21 protein-coding genes are annotated in these 20684 nt (G+C 67.9%); 9 read left to right on the top strand and 12 right to left on the bottom strand.

Annotation, left to right across the window (positions count from 1 at the left end):
• Nucleotides 1-52: 52 nt before the first annotated feature.
• On the top strand, nucleotides 53-298 hold the full coding sequence (locus QH168_RS20700) for a hypothetical protein (protein WP_280236402.1): 246 nt from the start codon (nucleotides 53-55) through the stop codon (nucleotides 296-298).
• Nucleotides 299-306: 8 nt separating this feature from the next.
• On the opposite strand, the gene QH168_RS20695 is transcribed toward QH168_RS20700, so the two are convergent.
• Together QH168_RS20695 and QH168_RS20690 are read right to left on the bottom strand one after the other, a co-directional pair.
• Nucleotides 307-1167, bottom strand: coding sequence for an alpha/beta hydrolase family protein (locus QH168_RS20695; RefSeq protein WP_280236401.1), 861 nt, complete (start codon nucleotides 1165-1167; stop codon nucleotides 307-309).
• 32 nt (nucleotides 1168-1199) lie between these two features.
• Entirely contained in the window at nucleotides 1200-1805 is a 606-nt protein-coding gene (locus QH168_RS20690; protein WP_280236423.1) for a TetR/AcrR family transcriptional regulator, read from the bottom strand.
• Between the two features lie 418 nt (nucleotides 1806-2223).
• Between QH168_RS20690 and QH168_RS20685 the strand changes: the two genes are divergently transcribed.
• Nucleotides 2224-2910: a ZIP family metal transporter gene (locus QH168_RS20685; protein WP_280236400.1), complete on the top strand. Its 687-nt coding sequence runs from the start codon at nucleotides 2224-2226 to the stop codon at nucleotides 2908-2910.
• A gap of 81 nt (nucleotides 2911-2991) precedes the next feature.
• On the opposite strand, the gene QH168_RS20680 is transcribed toward QH168_RS20685, so the two are convergent.
• Complete coding sequence (locus QH168_RS20680; RefSeq protein ID WP_280236399.1) at nucleotides 2992-3459, bottom strand: MarR family winged helix-turn-helix transcriptional regulator; 468 nt, start codon at nucleotides 3457-3459, stop codon at nucleotides 2992-2994.
• A gap of 123 nt (nucleotides 3460-3582) precedes the next feature.
• Here QH168_RS20680 and QH168_RS20675 point away from each other — a divergent pair, with 123 nt between their 5' ends.
• Complete coding sequence (locus QH168_RS20675; RefSeq protein ID WP_280236398.1) at nucleotides 3583-4587, top strand: SMP-30/gluconolactonase/LRE family protein; 1005 nt, start codon at nucleotides 3583-3585, stop codon at nucleotides 4585-4587.
• Nucleotides 4588-4673: 86 nt separating this feature from the next.
• On the opposite strand, the gene groL is transcribed toward QH168_RS20675, so the two are convergent.
• The 8 genes from groL to QH168_RS20635 form a co-directional block, all read right to left on the bottom strand.
• Nucleotides 4674-6299, bottom strand: coding sequence for a chaperonin GroEL (gene groL / locus QH168_RS20670; protein ID WP_280236397.1), 1626 nt, complete (start codon nucleotides 6297-6299; stop codon nucleotides 4674-4676).
• Between the two features lie 220 nt (nucleotides 6300-6519).
• Nucleotides 6520-6813, bottom strand: coding sequence for a hypothetical protein (locus QH168_RS20665; RefSeq protein ID WP_280236396.1), 294 nt, complete (start codon nucleotides 6811-6813; stop codon nucleotides 6520-6522).
• Nucleotides 6814-6892: 79 nt separating this feature from the next.
• A complete protein-coding gene (locus tag QH168_RS20660; protein WP_280236395.1) occupies nucleotides 6893-7612 on the bottom strand; it encodes a Clp protease N-terminal domain-containing protein in 720 nt (239 codons plus the stop codon).
• Between the two features lie 53 nt (nucleotides 7613-7665).
• On the bottom strand, nucleotides 7666-8751 hold the full coding sequence (locus QH168_RS20655; RefSeq protein WP_280236394.1) for an NAD(P)/FAD-dependent oxidoreductase: 1086 nt from the start codon (nucleotides 8749-8751) through the stop codon (nucleotides 7666-7668).
• A gap of 165 nt (nucleotides 8752-8916) precedes the next feature.
• On the bottom strand, nucleotides 8917-9798 hold the full coding sequence (locus tag QH168_RS20650; RefSeq protein WP_280236393.1) for an RNA polymerase sigma-70 factor: 882 nt from the start codon (nucleotides 9796-9798) through the stop codon (nucleotides 8917-8919).
• A 44-nt stretch (nucleotides 9799-9842) separates the two neighbouring features.
• A complete protein-coding gene (locus tag QH168_RS20645) occupies nucleotides 9843-10778 on the bottom strand; it encodes a CDP-alcohol phosphatidyltransferase family protein (protein WP_280236392.1) in 936 nt (311 codons plus the stop codon).
• Nucleotides 10775-11500 (bottom strand): phosphatidylserine decarboxylase, encoded by a 726-nt coding sequence (locus QH168_RS20640; protein ID WP_280236391.1) that lies wholly within the window; start codon nucleotides 11498-11500, stop codon nucleotides 10775-10777. The genes QH168_RS20645 and QH168_RS20640 overlap by 4 nt, the downstream gene beginning before the upstream one ends.
• 154 nt (nucleotides 11501-11654) lie before the next feature.
• Nucleotides 11655-11927, bottom strand: a complete 273-nt coding sequence (locus tag QH168_RS20635) for a GlsB/YeaQ/YmgE family stress response membrane protein (protein ID WP_280236390.1) — start codon at nucleotides 11925-11927, stop codon at nucleotides 11655-11657.
• Between the two features lie 235 nt (nucleotides 11928-12162).
• Here QH168_RS20635 and QH168_RS20630 point away from each other — a divergent pair, with 235 nt between their 5' ends.
• Nucleotides 12163-13194, top strand: coding sequence for a beta-ketoacyl-ACP synthase III (locus tag QH168_RS20630; RefSeq protein ID WP_280236389.1), 1032 nt, complete (start codon nucleotides 12163-12165; stop codon nucleotides 13192-13194).
• Between the two features lie 21 nt (nucleotides 13195-13215).
• On the opposite strand, the gene QH168_RS20625 is transcribed toward QH168_RS20630, so the two are convergent.
• Nucleotides 13216-13671: an SRPBCC family protein gene (locus QH168_RS20625; protein WP_280236388.1), complete on the bottom strand. Its 456-nt coding sequence runs from the start codon at nucleotides 13669-13671 to the stop codon at nucleotides 13216-13218.
• Nucleotides 13672-14070: 399 nt separating this feature from the next.
• Between QH168_RS20625 and QH168_RS20620 the strand changes: the two genes are divergently transcribed.
• The 5 genes from QH168_RS20620 (at nucleotide 14071) to QH168_RS20600 (ending at nucleotide 20566) form a co-directional block, all read left to right on the top strand.
• Nucleotides 14071-15738, top strand: coding sequence for an FAD-dependent oxidoreductase (locus QH168_RS20620; protein ID WP_280236387.1), 1668 nt, complete (start codon nucleotides 14071-14073; stop codon nucleotides 15736-15738).
• 12 nt (nucleotides 15739-15750) lie between these two features.
• Nucleotides 15751-17220, top strand: coding sequence for an ATP-binding protein (locus tag QH168_RS20615; protein ID WP_280236386.1), 1470 nt, complete (start codon nucleotides 15751-15753; stop codon nucleotides 17218-17220).
• A 42-nt stretch (nucleotides 17221-17262) separates the two neighbouring features.
• Nucleotides 17263-17625 (top strand): UBP-type zinc finger domain-containing protein, encoded by a 363-nt coding sequence (locus QH168_RS20610; RefSeq protein ID WP_280236385.1) that lies wholly within the window; start codon nucleotides 17263-17265, stop codon nucleotides 17623-17625.
• Nucleotides 17626-17823: 198 nt separating this feature from the next.
• A complete protein-coding gene (locus tag QH168_RS20605) occupies nucleotides 17824-18246 on the top strand; it encodes a hypothetical protein (protein WP_280236384.1) in 423 nt (140 codons plus the stop codon).
• An 85-nt stretch (nucleotides 18247-18331) separates the two neighbouring features.
• A complete protein-coding gene (locus QH168_RS20600; protein ID WP_280236383.1) occupies nucleotides 18332-20566 on the top strand; it encodes an AAA family ATPase in 2235 nt (744 codons plus the stop codon).
• Nucleotides 20567-20684: the final 118 nt, after the last annotated feature.

The following is a 20684-nucleotide window of genomic DNA, read 5'->3' as shown; positions in this document are numbered from 1 at the left end:
CAGGCGGGATGCTGACCGCGGATCAGATCGCCAGACAATCGAGACTCACCCGATGTCGCACCCGATGGGCGATAGCCCGGCTGGAGAAGCGTGGGCTCATCATGGGCGCCCGGATGAGCGGTCGATACTTCCGCTGGCCGAACAGATGCGGGCCGCGGGTGTCGACGCGCTGATCACGCCCGCGCCGGCGCATCTCGACTCGCTGACTCTGCACACGCTCATGGGGCTCGGTGATGTGGAGATGGTGTGGCCGCGGTTGTCGTTCGCGCGGTGGGCGGTTGTCGGGGTTCGCGGGTGAGCGGCGAATCACCTGTCGCGCAACCACTTCTCGATTCGGTCGATGGTGCTGGTCGGGTCTTTGATCCAGCCGTTGTGGCCGAGGGGGCGGGGTTCGTGCCAGCGGGTGATGTCGGCGTTGGGGAGTTTGTCGAGGAGGTGGCGGGCGGAGGGTTCTGGGGTGAGGTCGTCGCCGGTCATGGTGATGGACAGGACGGGGAGTTCGAGGCGGGCGATGCGTTCTTCGTAGTCGATATCGGCGCCGACGGGGACGAAGCGGCCGGTGCGGGCGAGGCGGGCCCAGTCGGAGATGAGGACCTTGGACTGGCGGCCGAAACCGTTCGGGCCGAAGCGGTCACCGGGCCAGAAGCCCGCCAGGTTAGCCGTCAGCGAGACCGCGGCGGTGCCGACGAGCATGCCTGGGCCGCTCAGGCCGCGGTAGCCGCGGTAGTACGGGGTGCCCGACGCGATCAGAATGAGTCCGCCGAGCCGCCCACGGATACGTGCGGCGTACATGACGCCGAGCTGGCCGCCCATGCTGTGGCCGAGTAGATAGGGCGTGCTGTCCGGGAAGCGGTCGCGCACCACCTCGAACATCGCCGGGAAATCCACCGACACCAGCTCGTGGTAGCCGTAGGTGCTCGACGCATCCGGTTTGGGGGTGCTGTCGCCGTTACCGCGTAGTTCGAGGATCGCCACGTCGAAGCCGCGTTCGGACAGCAGCCGGGCGAAGTAGCTGTAGTACTCGCCGGGGACGCCGAGCCCGGGCACCATCACCACGACCGGGCGCGGCAGATCCGGCGTCACCGGATGCCGATGCGCACCCGTGGCCGAGAGCAGGCGCACCGGGACGGTGCTGCCGTCGAGCATCTGGATCGGTACGGTCTCCACGCGCCAAGGCTACGCGGCGCGGGGCCCGGCGATCACGCGCCGACCGCACCCATGATCACCCGGCTGAGCACTCGGATCACATCGTCGAGCGGGCGGCGCGGGTCCGAGCCGCTCCATTCGTCGACCACGTAGTTGACCGCGCCGATGATGGCCAGCATCCGCATCTCGTAATCGCCGGGCGGGATCTCGCCGTGCATGGCGGCGTCCTCGGCCGCGCCGGCGAGCAGCGAACCCCACATGCGACGCAGTTCCAACCGGAACTTCTCCACCTTCGGTCCGGCGCCGACCACCTCGACCAGTGCCACTCTGGCCTTGCGCGGGTCGGTGCCGATGGACTCCACGTACGCGCGGACCGCGGCGTCGATGCTCTCCACGGCGGTGGCGTCGGAGCGTTCGGCCAATGCCGCCTCCACCGCGGTGCGCGATTCCCGATGGATCTGCTCGTACAGCTCGATCAGTAGGGATTCGCGTCCGGTGAACTCCTCGTAGAACTGTCGGGACGACAATCCCGCATCCTTGCAAATAGCACCCACCGAGCTGTTCGCGTATCCGTCGCGCGCGAATACGGTCAGACCGGATTCCAGAAAACGCGCGCGCCGCTGGCGTTGCCGGTCCTCTACGGGTTGGCCGGCATACATTCGTCCCGTATTCGCATCCTGTGACATTGGGGCAGACAATACCGAAAGGCCCGATCCCCTCGTCATGGATCGGGCCCTTCGCCGCAACTGGCGGCCGACCGCGCGTCGGCCGAGTCGGCAAGTCTGCGTCGGCTCGTTATTCGCTCATGGCGTCGGGGCAGGCGAGATGTTCGACACTCACCGGCCTTCCCCATCGCCGACGACATGCGAGCAACGGTCCGAGCACGTCGAATACAACATCTGTCAAACACGAACTCCGATCCCGGATTACCCGACCCGTGTCACTGGCTGTTTGCCGAATCGGACGATACCGACGGCTGCGCGACACCGGGCGATTTTGGAGGGAATTTTTAGAATTATTTCCTGACATTCGGCGCGGAAACGCGGCAGACCCCGACCGCTCACCTACCGTGACGGAATGGGCACCGCACTGCTCTATGGGCTCGGCACGGCAGTACCGCTGGTGCTCGGCGCCTTCATCGGACTGCGCTGGTCGCTGCCGAAGCCATTGCTCGCCTCGCTCATGGCTTTCGGCGCTGGCACCATGATCGCCGCGGTGACCAATGAATTGTTCGAACCCGCCTTCGTCGAGGCCGGGGTGTGGGTCGCCGGTATCGCACTGTTCGCCGGGGCCACGGTGTACGTGGTCGCCAATCGGTTCATCGAGCAGCGGCTCGGCCCCACCGCGATCGGCTGGGCGTTGATGCTGGGAACGGTGCTGGACGGCGTGCCGGAGAATACGGCGCTCGGCGTATCCCTTTCCTCGGGTGGCGGAGTGGTGTTGCTGGTCGCGGTGGCGGTGGGCAATGTGCCCGAGGCGATCGGCGGTTCGGCGCTCATGCGGGATCGGCACGGTTTCGCACCGGGCCGGGCGCTGACGCTGTGGACCATCACCGGAGTCGTTCTGGTCGTGGTGACGGTGCTGGGAAATGCGCTGTCGGACAACCTTTCCGACACCCAGATCAGCGCCGTACAGGCATTCGCGGGTGGTGCGACGATCGCGGTGCTCGCCGATTCGCTGATGCCGGAGGCGTACCGCGAAGGCGGCTGGTGGGTCGGGATCGCCACGGCGGCAGGGTTTCTCGTCGCCTTCGTGCTCGGCTAGCCGCCGACGTCATCAGCAGGACGTCCGGATCGGGTCGACGGCGCTGAGCCTCGAACAGGTCGGGATCCTCCTCGATTCGATCTAGCGCCGCTCCTGCGAGGTTGCCGCGGCCGACCGCGTCGAGTCGAACAGATCGGCACAGCGGGTGAGCAGATCGCACAGGGTCTGCCGTTCGGCGTCGGTGAATCCCGCCGCAACAGCGCGTTCCACGGCGATCGCGCGGGCATCGGCCTCGTGCATCGCAGCCTCACCCGCAGCGGTCAACCGGGTCTCCAGGACGTTCTTGTGCCAGGCGTGCGGAGTGCGCTCGATCAGACCGCGATCGACCAGATTGGTGAGCACCGTGTTCATGGTCGGCGGAGTCACCCCGCACAGGCGGGCCAGCGCGGCAGCCGAGATACCCGGATTCTCGACCAGATGCAGTAGGGCCGCGTACTGCGCCACGGTGACGCCCGCCGGTTTCAGCGCCGCCGTCTTGGCCGCGTTCAGGGCTTGTTCGGCGCGTTTGACGTACGAGCCGATGCGTTCGGCGGCAGGCATGGGCGTCATACATGGCATCGTATCCACCCTTCGTTTCATTAGAGCCTTGACCAATATTAGAACTCTAATCTACATTCGTGCCCATTCGTTGATGTGTCTGCACATCAGTTGACTCGAAGGAAGGCTCGAACCATGCCCCACGTCGTGTATCACCGCTGGTCGTCCGCCCTGTTCGCCGCGGTCGCCGGATTCGCCGTCGCCGGCTGCGGCAGCGACGCGGCATCGTCGGATCAGGTCCCGGTGATCGCCACCGCCGTCGAACTGCCCGGTGACCGGGTGTATCCGGAGGGGATCGCGGCGGACGAGCGCAGCGGCGATATCTTCGTCGGCTCCTTCGCCGATGGAACGATCTACCGCGCCGCCGCGGGCACCGAACGGGCCGAAGTGTTCCTGCCGAGTGGGGCCGACGGACGCAAGACGGCCAACGGGCTGCGGGTGGATCGGGAGGGCCGACTCTGGGTGCTCGATTCGACCGCAGGAGTGGCGGTGTACGACGTCGCCGCACGCAGTCTGCTGGCGCGCTTCGATGTCGCAGGTGACGTGGAACGCTTCATCAACGACATCGTGATCACCGCCGACGGCACCGCCTACCTCACCGACAGCAAACGCGCGGTGCTCTACCGGATCACCCCCGACGATCTGACCCGCGCCACCACCACCGGCGGACGCGGCGAACTCACCCCCGCCATCGACCTGAAACCGGCCCTCGAACCGCACGGCCCCCAGGCCTACACGCTCAACGGCATCACCGCCGACGCCGCGGGCACCTACCTGCTCGTCGTCGACTCCACCGGCGGCGATCTCTACCGCGTCGACCTCGTCGACGCCACGGCCCCCATCCGCAAGGTCACCCTGAACGGCGGCGATCTGTCCCTCGGCGACGGACTCGACCTCCACGGCACCACCCTGCGCGCCGCCCACAACACCGACAACACACTCACCCGCTGGACGATCACCGACAACGGCGCCACCGCCACCCGGACCGCTGTCGTGACAGACGAATCCCTCGCCACTCCGACCACATTGGTTCACACGGGCGAACGCACCCTTGTGGTCTCCTCACAATTCGACAAGGGCGGACCGCTCGGCCCCGGCACCCCGACCACCCCATTCCGAGTGATTACGGCCGCCATCTGATCGGACCGTGCCCCGAAACGCCGAAGGCCGGCCCACCAGATGGTGGACCGGCCTTCGGTTCGAGATGTGTTGCCGGGAGGCAGGACTCAGAAGTCCATGCCGCCCATGCCACCGGTCGGGTCGGCGGGCGCAGCCGCGGCCTTCTCCGGCTTGTCGGCGACAACGGCCTCGGTGGTCAGGAACAGGGCCGCGATGGATGCCGCGTTCTGAAGGGCCGAACGGGTGACCTTGACCGGGTCGGCGACGCCGGCGGCCAGCAGGTCCTCGTACTCGCCGGAGTCGGCGTTCAGGCCGGAACCCGCGGGCAGGTTCGAGACCTTCTCGGCGACCACGCCGGGCTCGAGGCCCGCGTTGAAGGCGATCTGCTTCAGCGGAGCCGACAGCGCGACGCGCACGATGTTCGCGCCGGTCGCCTCGTCACCGGTGAGCTTCAGCTCGTCCAGCGCCGGAGCCGACTGGAGCAGGGCCACGCCACCACCGGCGACGATGCCCTCTTCGACGGCGGCCTTCGCGTTGCGGACGGCGTCCTCGATGCGGTGCTTGCGCTCCTTGAGCTCGACCTCGGTCGCGGCACCGGCCTTGATCACCGCGACGCCACCGGCCAGCTTGGCCAGACGCTCTTGCAGCTTCTCACGGTCGTAGTCCGAATCCGAGTTCTCGATCTCGGTGCGGATCTGCGCAACGCGGCCCTTGATGGCCTCCGCGTCGCCCGCGCCCTCGACGATGGTGGTCTCGTCCTTGGTGACGACGACCTTGCGCGCCTGGCCGAGCAGCTCGATGCCGGCGGTCTCCAGCGAGAGGCCGACCTCTTCGCTGATGACCTCGCCACCGGTGAGGATGGCGATATCGGCGAGCTGGGCCTTGCGGCGGTCACCGAAGCCGGGGGCCTTGACGGCGACGGACTTGAAGGTGCCGCGGATCTTGTTCACGACCAGGGTCGACAGGGCCTCGCCCTCGACGTCCTCGGCGATGATCAGCAGCGGCTTACCGGCCTGGATGACCTTCTCCAGCAGCGGCAGCAGGTCCTTGACGGTCGAGACCTTCGAGCCGACCAGCAGCAGGTACGGGTCCTCGAGGACCGCTTCCTGACGCTCCGGGTCGGTGACGAAGTAGCCCGAGATGTAGCCCTTGTCGAAGCGCATACCCTCGGTCAGCTCCAGCTGGAGGCCGAAGGTGTTGCTCTCCTCGACGGTGATGACGCCTTCCTTGCCGACCTTGTCCATGGCCTCGGCGATCAGCTCACCGATGGACGCGTCGCCCGCCGAGATACCGGCGGTGGCAGCGATCTGCTCCTTGGTCTCGACCTCCTTGGCGGTGTCGAGCAGCTTGGCGGTGACGGCCTCGACGGCCTTCTCGATGCCACGCTTGAGACCCAGCGGGTTCGCACCGGCCGCGACGTTACGCAGGCCCTCGCGCACCAGCGCCTGCGCCAGCACGGTGGCGGTGGTGGTGCCGTCGCCCGCGACGTCGTCGGTCTTCTTGGCGACTTCCTTGACCAGCTCGGCGCCGATCTTCTCGTACGGGTCCTCCAGCTCGATCTCCTTGGCGATGGAAACACCATCGTTGGTGATCGTGGGGGCGCCCCACTTCTTCTCCAGCACGACGTTGCGACCCTTCGGGCCCAACGTCACCTTGACCGCGTCGGCGAGGCTGTTCAGGCCCCGCTCGAGGCCGCGACGGGCCTCTTCGTCGTACGCAATTGTCTTGGCCATTGCGGTGAGATCCTCCAAGTAATGAGGCTGACACACAGGATGACCGCATTGTCGGGCCACCCTATTTACGCTGGCCAGGCTCGGTGCCCGCGACGGACGACCAGGGGTGTCTCGGATACCCGATCTCACCGTCCCGACCTGGCACTCACGGGTAGAGAGTGCCAAAGCCCTTTTTAGCACTCGTGGGTGACGAGTGCAAGGAGAGCACCGGACCTGCCCCCTACATCCGGTCGGTGACGCGCAGCGCGAGCGCGAGGAACGCATCGGCGCGCCGCTCCTCGGGGGAGCGCGGCTCACCGTCGTCGACGGTGACGAGTTCGGCGTCGTTGATCAACAGTTCGGCTTCGACCCGCATGATCGCCCTGATGAACGGCGGCGCCACCTCGGGCGGCAGATCACCATTGACGACGTAGCTGCCGTCGTCGAGGGATTCGGTCGAGACATACGACAGCGCGCGCAGTAGATCATCGCGCCGCTCCCCCGCGATCAGGTCGGAGTTCTCATCATCCGCCATTGCTATAGGTTACCGGCAGTACCGAGGAGGCGGCGGCCCCACGCCCGAGCCGCCGCCACACCGCGAGCCGTCGCCGCACTCAGGGCGTGTCGGCGATGATGCCGGCGAGCAGCTCCTGGAGATGAGCCTCGGTCGCGGCCTTGTCCACACCGAGCCCGGACAGCACACCGGAGCCGTTCTCCTGCTCCAGCAACGCGAGCAGGATGTGTTCGGTGCCGACGTAGTTGTGGCCGAGGCGCAGCGCCTCACGGAAGGTCAGCTCCAGCACCTTCTTGGCCTCGGCGTCGAACGGCACCAGCGGCGGCACCTCACCGTCGCCGGGCGGCAGAGCCGCGACGGCGGCCGCGCGCACCGAATCCTCGGTCGCGCCCTGGGTGAGCAGTTCCCGTGCGGCGAGACCTTCGGGCTCGGAGAGCAGGGCGAGCACCAGGTGCGGCGTCCCGATCTGCGCATTTCCCGCGGTACGCGCCGCCTCCTGGGCCGCCATCACCACATTCTTGGCGCGCGGGGTGAATCGAGCGAAACCCGCGTCGGGGTCCATGGCACCCGCGTCGCCGGGGGTCTTGGGCACGAACCGCTTCTGGGCGGCCTGTTTGGTGACGCCCATGCTCGTGCCGATATCGGTCCACGACGCGCCGGAGCGCCGGGCCTGGTCGACGAAGTGACCGATCAGGTGGTCGGCCAGTTCACCGAGGTGACCGGCCGCCACCATCGCATCGGCCAATTGATCGAGGACATTGTCCGGGCGGGCCTTCTTGATGCCTTCGATGAGGTCATCGAGTTTGAGAGAGGATGTCATGCGTCAACCATAGGTTGACGAACACTAATCGTCAACCGTTAGTTGACGAGAGCTTATTTCGCTCCGGCTCCCGCCGCGGCGAACCGGACGATCGCCTCTTTGAACCGAGCGGCGGTGCGCCCGGTCAGCACGAGTCGTCCCGGCCGGTCGTCGGCGTGCAGGAACTGGATGACCCCGTCGCCGCGTCCGAGGCTCAGGCATTGGAAGTAGTACCGGAACTTCAGCTCGCCCGGCTCCCGGTGGCGCAGCCGCGCGGCGATCGCGTTCGCGGCGTGGGTTCCGGTCGGCAGCGCGGTCGCGCAGGCCATCCGCAATTCGCGGTCGCCGGGCCCGGCCACGACGGCGCTGTCACCGGCGGCGTACACGTTCTGGTGCGAGAGCGAGCGCAGCGTGGCGTCGGTGCGCACCCGGCCGCTCGCGTCCACCGCAAGACCGGCCCGCGCCGCCAGCTGCGGCACACCGAAACCGGCGGTCCACACCGTCGCGGCGCAGGCGATCGATGAGCCATCGGCCAGGCGGACCGCATCCGCGGTGACCTCGATGACCTTCGCGTCGGTGTGGATACGCACCCCCAACCGCTCCAGTACACGCCGGATATGGGCCTGCGCCCGCGGCGAGAGCCAGGCCCCTGGCTCGTCGGTGCTGACCAGTTCCACCCGGCCGCCACGGGATTCGGCGAGTTCGGCGGCTACCTCGATCCCGGTCGATCCGGCGCCGACCACCACGATCGGGCCATCGGCAGGCACGAGCGCCGCCGATTCCGGTGTGGCCACCGAGTAGGCGTATTCGGCCACGCCGGGAACACCGGCATCGTCACCGACGCTGCCGAGCGCATACAGCAACGTGTCGTAGGCGAGCGGCTCACCATCGCCGAACCGCAGCAGCGACCGCTGCGCGTCGATCTCGCTCACCTGCCCGTGCCGGAAGTGGATCCGCCCGGATTCCAGCAGTTCTCGCAGGTCCCACTCGCGGGTCTGCTGTCCGGCGAAGCGCTGGTGCAGCCGCACCCGTTCGACGAAATGGGTGCGCGCGTCGACCACGGTGACGTCGGCGTCCGGCGTCTTCGCGGCGAACCGGCGTGCGGCGGCCAGCCCCGCGTATCCGGCGCCGAGGACGACGATTCGATGCTGTGCGCTCATGGCGGCATTCCTCCCGTGCTGGGGATCGGTGACACTGTTCAGACCGGATGGCCCGCCGATCCCTGACAGCGAGATGCCGTGATCCCGGTCACGCACCGGCGAATCAGCCTGAACCGGATCGCCTATGCGGCATGCTCCGCTACCGACTCTCCGCCATTCACCGGTTCAGGCGGTGGCGCGCCCGAAATAGCCGAGCTTGTCCGGCGCCACCACCAGGCGCAGGGCGGTCACCACCGCGCCGTCGGTATCGGCCGTGCACACCGCCAGCGGCGCACCGTCCGACCAGGCACATACCGCTGGCAGCCCGTTGATCTCGACGATCTCGATCGTCACACCGGGTACCACCCAGCCGAACAGTTTGGTGAGATAGCGGGCCACCTTCGGTGCGCCGACCACCGGGCGGCGCGCCACGCCCGCCATACCGGCCCCGTCGGCCACGGAGACCACGTCAGCGGCCAGCATCTGCTCCAATGCGGCGATATCACCACCGCGGGCAGCCGCGAAGAACCGCTCCAGCAGCGCCCGCGCGTGCGCGGCGGGAATGTCGAAGCGCGCCTTACCGTCTCGCACCCGACGACCCGCCCGGTGCAGAATCTGCTGGGAATTGGCCTCGGACAGTTCCAGCATTCCGGCGATCTCGCGGTGCGAGTATCCGAAGGCCTCGCGCAGGACGAACACGGCGCGTTCGACAGGTGAGAGCCGTTCCAGCGCGGTCAGCAGCGCCATCGAGACGAGTTCGCGCTCCTGCGCCGATTCCAGCGGACCGAGATCACCCGCGCCGGTCGGCACCGGCTCGGGCAGCCACGGGCCCACATAGCTCTCGCGCCGCGCCCGCGCCGAATCCAGCCAGGTACGGCACAGATTCACCACCACGGTCGTCAACCAGGCCTGCGCCGAGCGGATCTCGCCGCGATCGGCACCCTCCCAGCGCAGATAGGTCTCCTGCACCGCGTCCTCAGCCTCGGTCGCCGAGCCGAGCATCCGGTAGGCGAGGGAGAACAGGCGCGAACGCTCGGCCTCGAAATCCACCAGACCCTGTGCGTCCACCGCCTGCCTCCCTCACTGTCGGCAGGGACGATACCCGGACACGCTCAGGTCTCGACGCCGTCCTGTTCGCGGGTGTCGACGGTGCCCTGTTCGCGTTTACCGCCCGGACGACGCAGCCGCAGCCGCGACGATCCACGCATGGCGGGACGGCGAATGGCCGGACGCTTGATCACCGGACGCCGCCGCGCCGCCCGTCGCTGCGCACGACGTTCGGCGGGCTTGTGCTCCCAGGTCTCCGGCCGGGCCGCAACCCAGCGCTGTGAGTACCAGGCGAACGGAATGTGGCCCAGGTACAGCACGATCAGCACCAGCAGCAGCACGATCGGGTAGGTGACCAGCGCCGCGGCAGCCGCGGCCACCAGCACCAGCAGACCGGCGGCAGCCTGCGGGGCCACCGATACCGACTTCATCGCCAGGGTCGGGATGGTGCTCACCGCGAGCAGGGCAGCGAAGACGGCCCATGCGGAAACGACGCCGAAACCGACCCACCAGCCATCACCGAACTGCACGTACAGCGCCACCGGAGCGAGGGCGATGAGTGCGGCGGCCGGGGCGGGTACGCCGACGAAATACTCACGCGCCCAATCGGGGCGGGTGTCGTCGTCCATCAGGGTGTTGAATCGGGCCAGCCGTAACACGATGCTGACCGCGAACAGCAGGGCGATGATCCAGCCGGTGCTGTTGTCGCTCAGCAAACCGATGTAGAGCACCAGCGCGGGCGCGACGCCGAAGGAGATGGCATCCGACAGCGAGTCGAGTTCCGCGCCGATCTTGGTGGTGGCCGCCAGCATGCGCGCGAGGCGGCCGTCGAGGGTGTCGAGCACGGCCGCCGCGCCGATCATGGCGAGCGAAACCCCGAATTCGCCGTCGAGGGCGAATTTCACCGCGGACAGGCCGGAGCACAGCGCCATGATGGTGACCATGCTCGGCAGCAACCGGATCGACCGGCGCCGCCGTCCGGCGGTGTCCTGCTCCATCATGACCCGGTGGTGGGCAATACGGCCAGGACGGTCTCGGCGCCGATAGTGCGCTGACCGACGTCGACGAGCAGTTCGGTGCCCGCCGGGAAATAGGTGTCGACACGGGAGCCGAACCGGATCAGGCCGTAGGTGTCGCCGATGGTGAGCACATCACCGGGCTTCGCATCGCAGACGATGCGGCGGGCCAGCAGCCCGGCGATCTGCACCACCACGATCTGCTCACCGGCGGGGGTATCGATGACCATGCTGTTGCGCTCGTTCACCGAGCTGGCCTCGGGCAGATCGGCGGAGCGGAACTGCCCGGCCTGATGCTCGACGGTGCGCACGGTCCCGGAGACGGGCACCCGCTGCACGTGCACGTCGAGCACGGACAGGAAAATGCTCACCCGTGGCAGCGGCTGATCGCCGAGGCCGAGTTCGGCAGGCGGCACCGCGGTGTCGACAAGGGCGATCTCACCGTCGGCGGGTGCGACGACGGCGCCGGCGCGGTTCGGCGGCACCCGGTGCGGATGCCGGAAGAACGTCGCGCAGGCCGCCGCGGCCGCGAGCCCACCGCGGCGCACCCACCGCCGCTTACCGCCGAGTACCGCGACGGCCAGCGGCGCCGCGACGAACGGCAATCCGGCCGGATGTAGCGGTGGGATCGCATTGCGCACCAGATCGGCGACATGGCCGAGGCCGGTGCGTTCAGGCGTGCCGGGCGGGGTGGGACGGCGTGCCACAGGCTCCTCTTTCGTGCTAGGTGCAAACGAACGCGCCGCTCGAGGCCCGTCACGGTGACGGTCTCGCGGCCCGTCGACGGATGGCAACTCTTCGTCGAACGGGTTCGGCGCAAGCGATCACACCTTACGGGAACCGCGCCCGTGGCACCCGGTGTCAGAGCGTGGACTTACGCCCGGTGAAGAGTTTGACCAGGTAGAGCAGGATGCAGGCACCGGCAAGGCAGGTGAAGAAGCTGAAGAACCAGCCCGCGCTCTCGACGTCTACGCCGAACAGTGCCAGCACGAAACCGCCGAGCAGACCGCCGACGATGCCGACCACGATATTGAGCAGAATCCCCTGTTGAGCGTCGGTTTTCATGATCTTGCTCGCGATCCAGCCCGCAAGCCCCCCGATGATGATCCACGCGATGATCCCGATTCCGAGCATGGCGACCTCGAATCCTCAGTTGGGCACGCCGCCGTTCGCGGCGTGTGCCAGGGATATACCCGGGTCATTGTGAGAATACGCACTCCGGCCCCGCATCGGTAGCGCTAATATGAGGGAGCCTCATGTCTACGGGTCGCGTAGTACCAGCTGATTCGTAGCTATCGACCAGTGAGGATCCGCATCGATATTCGGGGACGACCCGGCGGCGGCGCCGCAGGTACATAGGAGACGCACCATGGCTGCTCGATTCGCCCAGACCACTGGCGCAGAGCACACGGCGATCCTCGGGCTCGGCGTGTACCGCCCCGCCCGGGTGGTCACGAACGACGAGGTAGCGGGCCCGATCGACTCGAGCGACGAATGGATACGGACCAGGTCCGGTATCCGTACCCGGCGCTTCGCCGATGATTCGGAGACCATCAAGAGCATGAGCGTCGCGGCCTCGCGCGGCGCGCTGGAATCGGCGGGCCTCGAAGCCGATCAGGTCGATTGCGTCATCGTTGCCACCTCGACCCATCTGTTGCTCACACCGGCGGCGGCGCCGCAGATCGCCACCGACCTCGGCATGAACAGCCCGGCGGCCTTCGATATCTCCGCCGGATGCGCCGGTTTCTGCCATGCGCTCGCGCTCGCCTCGGATCTGGTGCGGGCGGGCACGGCGCGCCATGTGCTGGTGGTCGGTGTGGAGAAACTGACCGACGCGATCAATCCCGCCGACCGCTCCACCGCGTTCCTGTTCGCCGACGGCGCGGGCGCGGTCGTGGTCGGCCCGTCCGATGAGCAGGGCATCGGTCCCACGGTCTGGGGCTCGGACGGCACCCAGCATCACGCCATCCGTCAGGACAAGGACTGGGTGGAGTTCTTCACCGAGATCGAGGAGAAGGGCCTGGACGCGGTCCGGCCGTATCTGGCGATGGAGGGCACGGCGGTATTCCGCTGGGCCGCGCATTCTCTGGAGAAGGTGTGCCGCGAGGCGATCGATCGCGCGGGCCTGTCCACCGACGATCTCGACGCGATGATCCCGCATCAGGCCAACGGCCGGATCATCGAGATCATGGCAAGGGTGCTGAAGCTTCCCGACGATTGCGCGCTGGCCAACGATATCGAGGAGACCGGTAATACCTCGGCCGCCTCGATCCCGTTGGCCATGGAGCAGTTGCTGCGCACCGGTCAGTCCAAGCCGGGCGATACCGCGCTGCTCATCGCGTTCGGCGCGGGCCTGTCCTGGGCCGCGCAGGTGGTGGCGCTGCCGAACTGGCAGTCCTGAGCGGCCGGTGGCGGGTGCGAGCTACGCGCCCGCCTCGACGGTCGTCTTGATCTTGCCGAGGGTCTCGTTCATCCCCTGCACCAGCGCGGCTTCGAAGGCTTCCTCGCCGCCGAGCACCCCGTCGATGGCCTTGCGCACCACCCAGGTGACGCCGTTGGGCACATCGCGGCGCTCGATCAGCCGGGTGCCGGACGCGGTCGGTTCCAGGGTGTAGCTCCAGACGGTGGCGTTCTCGTTCATCCGGAAGGCGAAGGCCTGGTTCGGTTCGAAGCGGACGATGCGCGAGGTCGTCGGCCAGCGCTTCCAGCCGTCCTTGTTCAGGTTGATCGTCCAGGTACCCGCCTTCGGGGTGCCGAGCGCAACCATGCGGACGCATTGCGGGCTGAACTCCGGCATCCGCTTCAGATCGGAGATCACGGCCCAGACCTGCTCCGGGGGTGCGGCGATATCGATGGCGGCTTCGAGATTCTTCGGCAAGTCTGCCTCCGGTTATATGAGACTGCGAGTAACGCACATCATAATCGGGAAGATGCTCAGGTCACATTTTCGCATGTCTGCGGGCGGCGAATGTAACGACCGGCGCACAATGGGGATAGACGAGAGACACAGCCACCAGCGAACCGTCCGCAACGTGAGGTGATCGGCCGTGAACCTGCGCTCCCTGATTCATCGTCATCCGCCGCAACCGAGTCGAGCGGCGAACCGTCTTCCCCAGCTCCCCTTGATCGAACCCGAAGGGGAATCGACTCCGCGTGTCGAGGAGCGCCTCGAAAGACTGCTCACTCCAACCGAACTCGACCTGGTACTGCATCACCGCGTGTGAGCGGCCGGTCCGCGCCGACGACAACCACCCCGACGAGCCTCCATACTCGTGAGGTGAGTTCCCCCGCCGCACCCAAACCGGCCATTCTCAGCGTCGACGACGATCCGGGCGTCTCCAGGGCAGTGGTCCGCGACCTGCGCCGCCGCTACGGCGCCGACTACCGCATCCTGCGCGCCGAATCGGGTCCACAGGCGCTCGAGGCATTGCGCGAACTGAAACTGCGCGACCAACCCGTCGCCGTGCTGATCGCCGACTACCGGATGCCGGGCATGGACGGCATCGAATTCCTCGAACAGGCCATGGACCTGCATCCGTACGCGCGGCGCGTACTGCTCACGGCCTACGCCGACACCAATGCCGCGATCGACGCGATCAACATCATCGATCTCGACCACTACCTGCTCAAACCGTGGGACCCACCGGAAGAGAAGCTGTACCCGGTGCTCGACGCCCTGCTGGAAGCGTGGCGCGGTAGCGATCAGCGGCCGGTGACCGGGACCAAGGTGATCGGTAATCGTTGGTCGCCGCGGTCGTCGCAGGTGCGTGAGTTCCTGGCTCGTAATCAGCTGCCCTACCGCTGGTATCCGGCCGACGAACCGGAGGGCGCGCGGCTGCTCGAGGCCGCGGGCGCCGATCCGCGCCGATGTCCGGTGGTGATCACCGCCGACGGACAGGCGCTACTGCAACCGACCGACAACGAACTGGCCACCAGCGTCGGACTCAGCACCGAACCGGTCGGTGATTTCTACGATCTGATCGTGGTCGGCGGCGGTCCCGCCGGACTTGGCGCGGCGGTGTACGGCGCGTCCGAGGGGCTGCGCACCGTGCTGGTCGAACGCACCGCCACCGGCGGACAGGCGGGGCAGAGTTCGCGCATCGAGAACTATCTCGGCTTCCCCGACGGCCTGTCGGGCGCGCAGCTGGCCGACCGGGCGCGCCGCCAGGCCGCCAAATTCGGCGCGGAGGTGATCACCACCCGCGAAGTGGTCGGGCTCGAGGTCAACGGTTCGGCGCGCACGGTGCGCTTCGCCGACGGCGGACGGCTGTGCGGGCACACCGTGATCATCGCCACGGGCGTGGACTATCGGCGTCATCCGGCGCCGGGCGTCGACGAATTCACCGGACGCGGCGTGTATTACGGCTCGGCGATGACCGAGGCCGCCGAATGCGCCGAACACGAGGTCTATATCGTCGGCGGCGCGAATTCGGCGGGTCAGGCCGCGATGTTCCTGTCCCGCAACGCCCGAACGGTGCATCTGGTGGTGCGTGGGGATTCGCTGGAGAAATCCATGTCCCACTATCTGATCCAGCAGATCGCACAGACGTCGAACATCCGGGTGCACACCCGCACCGAAGTGGTCGGCGTCGACGGTGATGATCACCTGCACACCATCGTGCTGCGCGATAACGAGACCGGCGCCGAGGAGAAGGCGCCCACCGAGCGGCTGTTCCTGTTCATCGGCGCGGCGCCGCAGACCGATTGGCTCGACGCCGTCGTCCAGCGCGATAACGCCGGTTATGTGCTCGCCGGCCCCGATCTGCTGGTCGACGGCGCCCGCCCGGCCGGTTGGGAACTGCCGCGGCCACCGCACCATCTGGAGACCAGCGTGCCAGGGGTGTTCGTGGCCGGTGACGTGCACGCCGAATCGGCCAAGCGGGTGGCCTCGGCCGTCGGTGAGGGCGCGATGGCGGTCATGCTCGTGCACCGGTATCTGGCATAGGAGGGTCGGGCCGTGGGCAAGGAACTGATCTGTGATCCGGCGGAACTGCGCACACTGTTCCTGTTCGAAAAGCTCGATGACGAGCAGCTGGCCTGGTTGTGTGCCGATGGTCGGGTCGAGCGCATCGAACCGGGCCCGGTCTATCGCGAAGGCGATGCCGCCACCTGCTTCTACGTGCTGATGGACGGTGAGGTGCGGTTGACCAAACTGTCCGGCGGCCAGGAGATCGAGATGGTGCGCACCGACCACCGCGGTTCCTATGCCGGGGCGTGGGCGGCCTATCTGGGTGAACGGGCCGATCAGCACTACGGCGGTTCGATGTATGTCACGCGGCCGTCCCGGTTCTTCGTGCTCGACGCCGCCATCTTCGCGCGGATGATGCACGAATGGTTCCCGATGGCGGTGCATCTGCTCGAGGGCGCGTTCTTCGGCCAGCGCAACAGCAACGCGCGCATCGCTCAGCGAGAACGGCTGCTGGCGCTGGGTTCACTGTCGGCGGGCCTGACCCACGAGTTGAACAACCCCGCTGCTGCCGCCGTGCGCGCCACCTCCGGGCTGCGCGATCGGATCGCCGGAATGCGGCACAAACTGGCCATGATGGCGCAGGGCAAATTCGATACCGCCTCGTTGGAGGCGCTGGTGCGTTTACAGGAGGAGGCCGCGGCCCAGGTCGCCAAAGCGCCCGACCTGACTCCGCTCGAGGCGGCCGACCGTGAGGATCTGCTCGGCGAATGGTTCGACGAGCGCGGTATCGCCGATGGATGGGATATCGCACCGACCTTCGTACAGGCCGGTGTCGATGCCGACTGGCTCGACCGGGTGGCCGCGACCCTCGCCGACACCACCCCGCAGGTGCTCGAAGGCGCGATCCGCTGGCTGAACTACACCATCGAAACCGAATTGCTGATGAACGAGATCGCGGATTCGACCACCCGCATCTCCACCCTCGTCGGTGCGGCCAAACAGTATTCGCAGATGGACCGGGCCCCGTTCCAGGTGGTCGACCTGCACGAACTGATCGACAGCACGCTGGTGATGCTCAACCGCAAGATCGGCGATTCGATCGAGGTGGTCAAGGATTACGATCGCGCGCTGCCCCCGATCCCCTGCTACGCGGCCGAACTCAATCAGGTGTGGACCAATCTGATCGACAACGCTGTGTACGCGATGAACGGGTCGGGCACGCTCACCATCCGCACCCGACACGACAACGATTGCGCCGCCGTGCAGATCAACGACTCCGGCCCAGGTGTGCCCGCCGAGGTGCGCGAGCGCATCTTCGAACCGTTCTTCACCACCAAACCGGTCGGCGAGGGCACCGGCCTCGGCCTCGACATCTCGTTCCGGATCGTGGTGCACAAGCATCGCGGCGATATCCGGCTCGAATCCCGGCCGGGCGACACCACATTCACCGTCTGGCTGCCACTGCATCGAGCAGAGGACGAGCCCGCGAATCTGGAATCGACAGGAGATCCGGCCTGACCGAATCAGGGCCGACATAACCCAGGCCAGAAAGGACACAGCATGAGCGAGTCAGGAGTACCCGAGGGCATCGATCCGACCGTTGCGCCGAGCGGCCCCGGCTGTGTGGAATGCGAGGCCGCCGCGGGCTGGTGGGTGCATCTGCGCCGCTGCGCGCAATGCGGACACATCGGCTGCTGCGACAGCTCCCCCGCCAAGCACGCGAGCAAGCATGCCGCGGTGACCGGCCATCCGTTCATCCAGAGCTATGAGCCGGGCGAGGATTGGTATTGGGATTTCCGCACCGAGGAGATGTTCAGCGGCGGGCCGGAGCTGGCACCGCCGCATCAGCATCCCGAGGGGCAGGGCGTACCGGGACCGCGGGATCGGGTTCCCGCCGACTGGCAGTCACTGGTCAATCGCTGAGCTGGGACGATCCGCGCCTTCAGCGATCGATAAGGCGACGGCAAGGCCGGTATCCGACAGTGGGCCACGCACCTGTCTGTGCGCCCGGCGGGCGCTCGATCCTGTGAGGCACCCATGTCGAAGAACCGCTCCTACCCGGTACGCTGCACCGGACGCGCCGGAGGCTCCGGCGCCGCTGATCACCGGGGAACCCACGATATGAAGCGAATTCCTGCGACGATTCTGTCCGTCGGCGCAATGGCTCTCCTGCTGGCAGGCTGCGGACCGGACGAGACCACCGAGGCGAACGGGCTGCGCAAGGGCACCACCGACACCTCGAGCGCCGCCACGACGACCGCGGCGACCACCTCGGCCGAATCGAGCGAGACCTCCAGCGCACCGACCACGACGCGCACCGGAGGCGACACCTCCGGCGCGGCCTCGCAGACCACCTGCGCCGAGTTCAAGGAACTCGATATCGCGGGCCAGAAGGCGCTGATCGAGCAGATCCTGGTCGAGCATCCGGAGAGCACGTTCGCGGGCAGCCCCAACGTCGCGCTCGGCACGGCGAAGCTGGTCTGCCTGTCCGACAGCCTTGCCGATACCCCCGTCGCCGAGGCGGCCGGCATCGTCGAACCCTGATCCGGGACGAGGCGAACATCCCGGCGAACGCGGGCGCACCGAACGGTGTGTCCGCGTTCGTGGTTTCTGGGCAGAATGGTCAGCGATGGCTGACTTGGCACTGACCGCGCGTTTGAATCCCTCTGCCGCCGACGCCCGCCGTGGCGTGGTGCGGCTGCATGCCGAGGTGCTCACCGCACTCGGCCTGCGTGAATGGGACGGGATCACCCTGACCGGTTCCCGGCGGACCGCCGCGGTGGCCGGTCTCGCACCGGCGGGCACACCCGCGGGAGTGGCGCTGCTCGATGATGTGACCCTGTCCAATGCCGGAGTGCGGGAGGACGCGACCGTGGTGGCCTCGCCCGCGACCGTCTACGGGGGTAGGCAGATCTCGGTGAGCGGCTCGGCGCATGCCACCGGGTCGATTCCGGCGGCGACGCTACGGCAGGCGCTGCTCGGCAAGATCGTCACCGTGGGCGATACGGTTTCGCTGCTGCCCCGCGATCTCGGGCCGGATCTGCCGTCCTCGGCCGCGAGTCAGGCGCTGTCACGGACCTTCGGCATCGCCTGGACCACCGAACTGCTCACCGTCACCGCCACCGATCCGGCTCCAGGACCGGTGAGCGTGCAACCGAACACCGCCGTCGACTGGGGGCCCGGTGTCCTCGCGGCGGCGGGCGGCAACGGACACACTCCCGCCCGCACGGACCGCGAGGACTCGGCCGCGACCCTGACCACCGACCCGACGGGCACGGTCGCCGCGGCCCGTTCCGCCCCGATCCCGGTCGAGGATCTGGTGGGCGCGCACACCCAGGCCGCCAAGCTCGCCGAATGGCTGACCCTCGCCCTCGATGAGCCCGACCTGCTGAAAACCCTCGGCGCCTCGCCGCATCTCGGCGTGCTGATCACTGGGCCTGCGGGTGTCGGCAAGGCGACGCTGGCCCGCGCGGTCACCGCGCCGCGCCGCATCATCGAATTGGACGGACCCGCCGTCGGCGCCGCCGAGAGCGGCGCCAGGCTGCGCAAGGTCGCCGAAGCGGTGGCCGAGGTGAGCACCGGACAGGGCGGCATCCTGCTCATCACCGATATCGATGCGCTGTTGCCCGCGGCGGCCGATCCGGTGGCGACCCTCATCCTGGATCAGCTGCGGGCCGCCATCACCGAACCCTGCGTCGCGTTCCTGGCCACCACGGCCCACCCCACCGCCCTCGACTCCCGGTTACGCGCCCCCGACCTGTGCGATCGCGAACTAGCCCTCACGCTGCCCACCGCCGCGGGGCGCCGGGCGCTGCTGGAACAGTTGCTGCGCAAGGTGCCGACCGGAGTGCTGAAACTCGACGAGATCGCGGCCAAGACCCCCGGTTTCGTGGTGTCGGATCTGGCCGCGCTGTGCCGCGAGGCGGCGCTGCGTGCGGCCTCGCGCGCCAATCGCGATCAGGCCGAACCGGAACTCGGTCAGCAGGATCTGCTCGGCGCGCTCGAGGTGATCCGGCCGCTGTCGCGTTCCGGGATGGAGGAATTGGCCATCGGCAGTCTCGGGCTCGACGATGTCGGCGATATGGCCGAAACCAAACAGGCTCTCACCGAGACGGTGCTGTGGCCGCTGCGCCATCCCGATTCGTTCGCCCGGCTGGGCATCGAACCACCGCGCGGCGTGCTGCTGTACGGCCCACCCGGATGCGGCAAGACCTATCTGGTGCGGGCATTGGCGGGCAGCGGCCAGCTCAGCGTGCACGCGGTCAAGGGCGCCGAGCTGATGGACAAATGGGTCGGCTCCTCCGAGCGGGCGGTACGCGAGCTGTTCCAGCGGGCGCGGGATTCGGCGCCGTCGCTGATCTTCCTCGACGAGGTCGACGCCCTCGCACCGCGTCGGGGGCAGAGTGCGGATTCCGGTGTCGGCGATCGGGTGGTGGCCGCGCTGCTCACCGAACTCGACGGGGTGGAGCCGTTGCGTGAGGTGGTAGTGCTCGGCGCGACCAACCGTCCCGAACTCATAGATCCGGCGCTGCTGCGTCCGGGCAGATTGGAGCGGCTGGTGTTCGTACCGCCGCCGGATGCGCAGGCACGGCTGGCGATCCTGAACACGACCGGACGTTCGGTGCCGCTGGCCGATGACGTCGATTTGGCGACGTTGGCCGAGGAACTCGACGGCTACTCCGCCGCCGACTGCGCCGCGCTGCTGCGCGAGGCCGCGCTCGCGGCGATGCGCCGCGATGTGGCCGCCGCCGATGTGACGGCGGCGGATCTGGCGTCGGCGCGTTCGGTGGTGCGGCCCTCGCTGGACCCCGATCAGGTCGAATCCCTGCGCCGCTACGCCGAAGCGCGGGTCGGCAACCACTGAGCGCGACCGCTCCCTCGCGCGGACGCGACACAGACGTTCGGCCGGTCGCGGGTCGGTCCACACCGGGGCCGAAAGATTTGCGGGAACATAGCGCGTTCGGCCGAATATGGCGGAGCGC

Origin of the sequence: Nocardia cyriacigeorgica, from assembly GCF_029868385.1 — a bacterium.
Classification (GTDB): Bacteria; Actinomycetota; Actinomycetes; order Mycobacteriales; family Mycobacteriaceae; genus Nocardia; species Nocardia cyriacigeorgica_F.
This window is presented reverse-complemented; position numbering and strand designations above follow the sequence as displayed.

What these genes read in the sequence shown, in the direction of transcription:
- QH168_RS20700 (WP_280236402.1), top strand. Translation starts at nt 53, where the DNA reads ATGTCGCACCCGATGGGCGATAGCCCGGCTGGAGAAGCGTGGGCTCAT.
- QH168_RS20690 (WP_280236423.1), bottom strand. Translation starts at nt 1,805, where the DNA reads ATGTATGCCGGCCAACCCGTAGAGGACCGGCAACGCCAGCGGCGCGCG.
- QH168_RS20685 (WP_280236400.1), top strand. Translation starts at nt 2,224, where the DNA reads ATGGGCACCGCACTGCTCTATGGGCTCGGCACGGCAGTACCGCTGGTG.
- QH168_RS20680 (WP_280236399.1), bottom strand. Translation starts at nt 3,459, where the DNA reads ATGACGCCCATGCCTGCCGCCGAACGCATCGGCTCGTACGTCAAACGC.
- QH168_RS20675 (WP_280236398.1), top strand. Translation starts at nt 3,583, where the DNA reads ATGCCCCACGTCGTGTATCACCGCTGGTCGTCCGCCCTGTTCGCCGCG.
- groL (WP_280236397.1), bottom strand. Translation starts at nt 6,299, where the DNA reads ATGGCCAAGACAATTGCGTACGACGAAGAGGCCCGTCGCGGCCTCGAG.
- QH168_RS20665 (WP_280236396.1), bottom strand. Translation starts at nt 6,813, where the DNA reads ATGGCGGATGATGAGAACTCCGACCTGATCGCGGGGGAGCGGCGCGAT.
- QH168_RS20660 (WP_280236395.1), bottom strand. Translation starts at nt 7,612, where the DNA reads ATGACATCCTCTCTCAAACTCGATGACCTCATCGAAGGCATCAAGAAG.
- QH168_RS20655 (WP_280236394.1), bottom strand. Translation starts at nt 8,751, where the DNA reads ATGAGCGCACAGCATCGAATCGTCGTCCTCGGCGCCGGATACGCGGGG.
- QH168_RS20645 (WP_280236392.1), bottom strand. Translation starts at nt 10,778, where the DNA reads ATGATGGAGCAGGACACCGCCGGACGGCGGCGCCGGTCGATCCGGTTG.
- QH168_RS20635 (WP_280236390.1), bottom strand. Translation starts at nt 11,927, where the DNA reads ATGCTCGGAATCGGGATCATCGCGTGGATCATCATCGGGGGGCTTGCG.
- QH168_RS20630 (WP_280236389.1), top strand. Translation starts at nt 12,163, where the DNA reads ATGGCTGCTCGATTCGCCCAGACCACTGGCGCAGAGCACACGGCGATC.
- QH168_RS20610 (WP_280236385.1), top strand. Translation starts at nt 17,263, where the DNA reads ATGAGCGAGTCAGGAGTACCCGAGGGCATCGATCCGACCGTTGCGCCG.
- QH168_RS20605 (WP_280236384.1), top strand. Translation starts at nt 17,824, where the DNA reads ATGAAGCGAATTCCTGCGACGATTCTGTCCGTCGGCGCAATGGCTCTC.
- QH168_RS20600 (WP_280236383.1), top strand. Translation starts at nt 18,332, where the DNA reads ATGGCTGACTTGGCACTGACCGCGCGTTTGAATCCCTCTGCCGCCGAC.